Consider the following 6,116-nt stretch of genomic DNA (forward strand, 5'->3'; position numbering starts at 1 on the left):
AAGGGCAATGGATCCCAATTAATTGATTTTAAGGAATGTCCTATTGAACCGCTATCTGTAACATGTATGTATAATGGTCAAATTCACCAATGGCTGGATTTTGATAAAATTGAGAGGTATATATTAGTATTCGAAAGTGATTTTTTTGCGCTTCGATTTTTCCCAAAATTCTTTGGCTTAGGAATAGGATTCGGATTACTCGTAACCACATTGGCGGGATATATTCCGGCCAGAAAAGCAGCTAAATTAGATCCTATAACAATTTTTAGAAAATGATACAATCAGAACTACTATTGCAGGCAAAAGGAGTTAGTAAATATTTTTACGAACCCGAAAAATTTAAGGTATTGAACGATATTTGTTTTGACATTCATAAAGGAGAATTTGTAACTATGGTAGGAAAATCAGGTTCAGGAAAATCGACTTTGTTATACCTTCTCTCAACAATGGATACGGATTATGAAGGAAATATTATTTTAGATGGTGAAAATTTAACCCAAAAAACAAAAGAACAGTTAGCTGTTATTCGCAATGAAAAAATAGGTTTTGTTTTTCAGTTCCATTATTTATTACCTGAATTTTCAAGTTTAAAAAACGTAATGATACCGGCACTCAAATTAGGAAAATATTCCAAAGAAGAAATTGAATCGAGAGCGTATTCCATTTTAGAAAAATTAGATTTAAAAGACCAAGCCTTAAAACCGGCTTCCAAACTTTCTGGTGGACAACAACTGCGCGTTGCCATTGCCAGAGCCTTAATAAACGATCCAAAAATCATTATGGGCGACGAACCAACGGGAAATTTAGACAGTAAAAATGCAGCAATTGTTTTTGATTTGTTCAAACATCTGACAACCGAATTTAATAAAACGGTACTTGCGGTAACCCACGACAATGATTTTGCAAAAGCCAGTGATAGAATTATTGAAATGGCCGATGGTATTATTTTATAAACAATGACATTTATCAGTGTTTTTTATTTAAAGTAAAAAGTACCATTAAAACCCATTAAAGCACCACATACCTATTCTTGAATTTGATTTAATTTGTATAATTAAAATTTATAACAAAATGTCAAGTCATTATCAAATAGTAATCATAGGTGGAGGAAATGCTGGTCTTTCAGTAGCTTCGCAATTACTTCTAAAAAGAAGCAATTTAGAAATTGCAATTATTGAACCTTCCGAGAAACATTATTATCAGCCAGCTTGGACTTTAGTTGGTGCTGGAGTTTATGATATTAATAAAACGGTAAAGAAGGAAAAGGATTTTATACCAAAAGGAACTACTTGGATAAAAGAAGCAGTAACTAAATTTGAACCGCAACTGAATACAGTCGTTTGTACTAATGGCAAAAAAATTAGTTATGATTTTTTAATTGTATGTCCAGGCATACAATTAGATTGGGAAAAAATTAAAGGTCTGAAAGAAACGTTAGGAAAAAATAATGTAAGCAGTAATTATTCTTTTGAATTTGCACCAAAAACATGGGAGTTCATAAAAAACTTCGAAGGAGGAACAGCAATTTTTACCAATCCGAAGGGAGCTATAAAATGTGGTGGAGCACCGCATAAAGTTATGTATTTAGCTGTCGATTATTGGCGTAAAAAAGGAATCCTCGATAAATGTGATGTTCATTACCTTTCTGGTGGAAGTATCATTTTTGGAATAAAAGAATACGCGAAAACTTTGGATGAAGTAGTAAAAAGAGGAAATATAAAAACTCATTTTAAAGTTGATGTTACTGAAATTGATGGGGATAAAAAAATTGCGTATTACGAACAGGAAAATAGTAGCGGTCAAGTAGAACGAAAATCAATTCCATTTGATTTATGCCATGCCGTACCTCCACAATCAGCACCAGACTTTATTAAAAAAAGCCCACTCACGAATCTAACAATCCCATTAGGATATGTTGATGTTGACAAATATACAATGCAACACAATGTGTTTTCAAATGTGTTTTCATTGGGAGACAGTTCAAGCGCCCCTTGTGGAAAATCAGGTGCAGCCATACGCAAACAAGCTCCTGTAGTTGTTGCAAATGTACTTTCGATACTAGACAATAAACAACCTACAGCAAAATACGATGGTTATGCAGCTTGCCCAATTCCTACTCAATACGGAAAATTAATGTTGGCTGAGTTTGATTACAGCAATACTCCAAAAATGTCTTTTCCTATTGATCAAGCAAAACCAAGATGGTCGATGTGGATCTTAAAAACAAAAGTTTTACCCTGGCTATATTGGAATAAAATATTGAAAGGAACAGCTTAGCGGTTTTCTTTTTTGAAATAAAAAGTACCACTATTAACTCTTTTTTTAATTATCTCTAAAAAAATTCTACAATATAATTTAAAATATATAATTATGGCTTTTCAAATGAAACATACCTTTTCAAAGCAGATCCTTTTTGTAGCATTGACTTTCCTTTTACCATTAGCGACAAGTGCTCAAACGGATAGTGGAGTAAGTTTTTTTCCAAATAAATCAATAGGTTTTATAGGATTAATGACAAGCTTAATTATAATAATTGTTGGGCTGGTTTTCCTTTTAGTTCTGAAACTAAATACCGTTACTACTCATTTTTTCAATGATAAAAATTTGACTAAAAAAGATAAATTTAAAAAATACTTCAATAACTTAAGTACTTCGGAAATTGAAATTTTAAAAAAGAAACAAAATCAATCCAATACCACTATATCGATTCTGATTCTCGGTGTTATCTCACTGCTGCCGCAAGTAACTTTCGCACAAACTGCACCTGCAAATAGAGCGCATTTATTTTCTGAACCGGGAGTTATTATTACTTTAGTTTTGGTCTTTATTCCTTTATTTTTCGCTCTTCTATATTTAGCGATAAAAGTAAACAAGGGATTTAATCAGTTCTTCAACTCCCAAAAAACAAAAGAAGCTGAAGAATTAGCAGCATATCTTTCTAATCCAGAAAATATCCCTTCCATTGAAAAATTAGAAGAACTGAAACAAAAACTGGATTACAGTCTAACATCAACTGAATTATCCGGAAATGGAATAGCTGAAGACAAAAAAGGATTACTTAAGAACATTAGTTCAGAAACCAATTATCGTTATTTTGCTGTAAAACGTCCCACAATAGAACGCCCTAAAATTGATCCGCAGTTGACTAAATTGATTTTATGGTTTTTAGGTACGGCCGTATTTTGGTTATTTATTGGCAGTAGTGTTGGCGAATATGTAGGTATTAAATTTATTGCACCAGATGCAGATACCTTCAGTTGGTTAAGTATAGGAAGACTTAGAGCAGTTCATACCAATTTAGTTTTTTGGGCTTGGGCAACTATCGGAATCATGGGATTGGGTTATTATATCGTTCCAATGGTGAGTAATGCTCCTTTGCACAGTATAAAAAATGGCTGGACGGCTTTGATATGTGTAAATGTAGCGATGTTGGTTGGTGGCATATCTTTAATGGCTGGAATTAATAATGGTGGTGGTGAATATCGTGAAATTATCTGGCCAATAATGGCATTATGGGCTTATGGTTTGATGCTTACCGTGATTAACTTTATTAAAACTGTAGCTAAAAGAACCACACATGAAATATACATCTCAAACTGGTTCATTATCGCATCTTATATCTTTATCCTTATTGTTGCTATAATTGCTTATATCCCAATGGGACAAGATGGTATTGGTGAAACCATAGTACAAGGATATTATATGCATCAGGCCGTTGGAATGTGGTTTATGTTTTCCATGCTGGGTGTCTTATATTACCTGCTGCCACAACAACTGAACAAACCTATCTATTCCTACAGTTTAGGAGTGCTTGCCTTTTGGTCACAAATTCTTTTTTATACTGTAATTGGCACACATCATTTTGTTTTTAGTGCATTACCATGGTGGTTGCAAACTGTTGCTATTGTTGGAAGTGTTGGTATGCTTATTCCAGTTACCGCTGGTACCATTAATTATCTAATGACATTTAGAGGTTCTTGGGGAAAAATAAGTAATAGTTATTCCCTTCCATTCTTCTTTGTGGGTGTTATCTATTATTTTACAGGTTCTTTCCAAGGTACTGCGGAAGCCTTCAGATCTACTAATCTAATATGGCATTTTACTGATTTTACTATTGCTCACTCTCATATAACCATGTATGGTATCATTACCTTTTTATTGTTTGGAAGTATTTATGCCATTGTGCCAAGACTTACAGGCAAAGAACCGCCACAGCTGGGTGTTGGTGCTCATTTTTGGTTGGCTTTAATCGGCTTACAATTTTACACTATACCACTTATGATTGGTGGTACGCTCAAAGGATTGATGTGGGCAGAAGGAAAACCATTTATTGATAGTGTGGTGATGATGGGCCCGTATTGGTTGTGGAGAGCTATCGGAGGAACGTTAATGTGGCTTTCTCATATTGTTTTGGCTTACAATATGTATAAAATGATGAAACCTACAATTGAGATTGATATAAAAGAAAAAGCATTTGAATTGATCAATCAAAATATTGACACGAATGCAGTTGAAACTAAAATATAAATAACGATGAGTCTATTTCACGAACATAAGAAACTCTTTTCACTTGCTACAATTCTTTTTGGTACACTAACGCTTTTTGTTGCCGTTCTTCCATCACAGTACAATCAAGAAAATAATGCCCCATTATATGGAAGTATTCCGCTTACTAAAGAGCAAGAAGCCGGACGACAAATTTACATTCGAGAGGGATGTGTCGGGTGTCACTCGCAACAAGTTCGAAATGTAGATATGGATAAAACTTGGGGCGATAGACCCGGGATAGCAGCTGACTATGCTCTAAGTACGCGAAAAAGTATCTGGCAAAATGCTGGAACTTTAATGGGTACAGAACGAACCGGTCCAGATTTAACCAATATTGGTGTAAGGCAACCGAGCCAGGATTGGCATTTGGTTCACTTATACAACCCCAGGACTGTCATGCCTCAATCCATCATGGCACCTTATCCCTGGTTATTTGAAATTAAATCAAAAGCAGAAAAAGGGGATATAAAAGTGAATGTACCTAGTGAATTTATGCATGGTAAAATTGGAGATGTAGTAGCTACTGAAGAGGCATTAAATTTAGTAGCGTATCTTCAATCATTAAAACAAGTAAAGTTACCAGATGGCACACCTAATCCAGATTTTCTTTATAAAAAAGAGAAAAAAGAAACAGATGGTACGACAGGTGCTGGTGCAAAGGAATTAGATGGTGCCGAATTATATGCTGCTCAATGTATGAGTTGTCATCAGCAAAATGGTGAAGGTCTAAAAGGTGCTTTTCCTCCTTTAAAAGGAAGTAAAATAGTATTGGATGACAATCCTGAAATTATGGTAGGTATCATTATGAATGGTTATGATGCCAGAGAGGATTATGGAGTAATGCCAGCAGTAGGAACTAACGGAAATTTAAACGCAGAAGAAGTCGCAGCCATCATGAACCATGAGAAAACAAGTTGGGGAAACACTGCTAAAAAGGTAACACCGGAACAAGTACAAAAATTAATGGATCTCGCAAAATTAAGTGCACCTAAACAATAAGTAAGATGAAAAAGTCACTATTTTCTATTCTGTTTTCAATATTATCAATAGCAACTTATGCCTGTCCGATGTGTGAAAAGCAACAGCCCAAAATTTTAAGAGGTATAGCACATGGTGCAGGTCCCGAAAGTAACTTGGACTATGTTATTGTGTGGACTATGGTGGCTACCGTTTTTGTTACCTTATTTTTTGCCATAAAATATTTGGTAAAACCAAAAGAAACCGATGCAAATCATATAAAAAGAACCGTTATAAATTTCGAATAAAATGGACAGTAAAAGCAAAATAATTATATTTGTAGATGATGAAATTCAACCCATCGGAGAATTTGATGCCCCTGTAAATTTTGAGTTAGATACTCGAAAACTGACTGATGGTTTACATCAACTAAAAATAATTAGTAAGGATCCATCTGGTAAAGAAGGCATCAGGATAATTCCTTTTACCGTTCGAAACGGTCCCGCTATAACCCTAGATGGATTAAAAGACAATGATGTTGTTGATGGAATTTTACCTATGATGATTAATGCCTATGGAAAAGGAAATCAAAAACAATTTTTAATTTTTGG

General features: G+C 34.4%; 7 protein-coding genes. All 7 read left to right on the forward strand.

The genetic code is table 11. The features are described 5' to 3' along the window. On the forward strand, nt 1–276 hold a 276-nt coding region (locus ACEN2F_RS14490; protein ID WP_441740491.1), incomplete at its 5' end, for an ABC transporter permease. Then, on the forward strand, nt 273–953 hold the full coding sequence (locus ACEN2F_RS14495; RefSeq protein ID WP_441740493.1) for an ABC transporter ATP-binding protein: 681 nt from the start codon (nt 273–275) through the stop codon (nt 951–953). The genes ACEN2F_RS14490 and ACEN2F_RS14495, both read left to right, overlap by 4 nt. Nucleotides 954–1,071: 118 nt before the next feature. Continuing rightward, nucleotides 1,072–2,277 carry an FAD-dependent oxidoreductase gene (locus ACEN2F_RS14500; protein ID WP_441740495.1) on the forward strand — a complete coding sequence of 402 codons (1,206 nt, stop codon included), beginning with the start codon at nt 1,072–1,074 and terminating at the stop codon, nt 2,275–2,277. A 93-nt stretch (nt 2,278–2,370) separates the two neighbouring features. Then, nucleotides 2,371–4,527: a cbb3-type cytochrome c oxidase subunit I gene (locus tag ACEN2F_RS14505; protein WP_441740497.1), complete on the forward strand. Its 2,157-nt coding sequence runs from the start codon at nt 2,371–2,373 to the stop codon at nt 4,525–4,527. Nucleotides 4,528–4,533: 6 nt separating this feature from the next. Then, nucleotides 4,534–5,547, forward strand: coding sequence for a cytochrome c (locus ACEN2F_RS14510; RefSeq protein ID WP_441740499.1), 1,014 nt, complete (start codon nt 4,534–4,536; stop codon nt 5,545–5,547). A gap of 5 nt (nt 5,548–5,552) precedes the next feature. Beyond that, complete coding sequence (locus ACEN2F_RS14515) at nt 5,553–5,813, forward strand: hypothetical protein (protein ID WP_113666521.1); 261 nt, start codon at nt 5,553–5,555, stop codon at nt 5,811–5,813. 1 nt (nt 5,814) lies between these two features. Next, the coding region (locus ACEN2F_RS14520) for a cytochrome C (RefSeq protein ID WP_441740500.1) at nt 5,815–6,116 on the forward strand (302 nt) is incomplete at its 3' end.

The organism is Flavobacterium sp. W20_MBD1_R3 (assembly GCF_052119725.1).
GTDB lineage: Bacteria > Bacteroidota > Bacteroidia > Flavobacteriales > Flavobacteriaceae > Flavobacterium.

Coding starts and splice junctions, on each gene's coding strand:
- ACEN2F_RS14495 (WP_441740493.1), top strand. CDS start 273: ATGATACAATCAGAACTACTATTGCAGGCAAAAGGAGTTAGTAAATAT.
- ACEN2F_RS14500 (WP_441740495.1), top strand. CDS start 1,072: ATGTCAAGTCATTATCAAATAGTAATCATAGGTGGAGGAAATGCTGGT.
- ACEN2F_RS14505 (WP_441740497.1), top strand. CDS start 2,371: ATGGCTTTTCAAATGAAACATACCTTTTCAAAGCAGATCCTTTTTGTA.
- ACEN2F_RS14510 (WP_441740499.1), top strand. CDS start 4,534: ATGAGTCTATTTCACGAACATAAGAAACTCTTTTCACTTGCTACAATT.
- ACEN2F_RS14515 (WP_113666521.1), top strand. CDS start 5,553: ATGAAAAAGTCACTATTTTCTATTCTGTTTTCAATATTATCAATAGCA.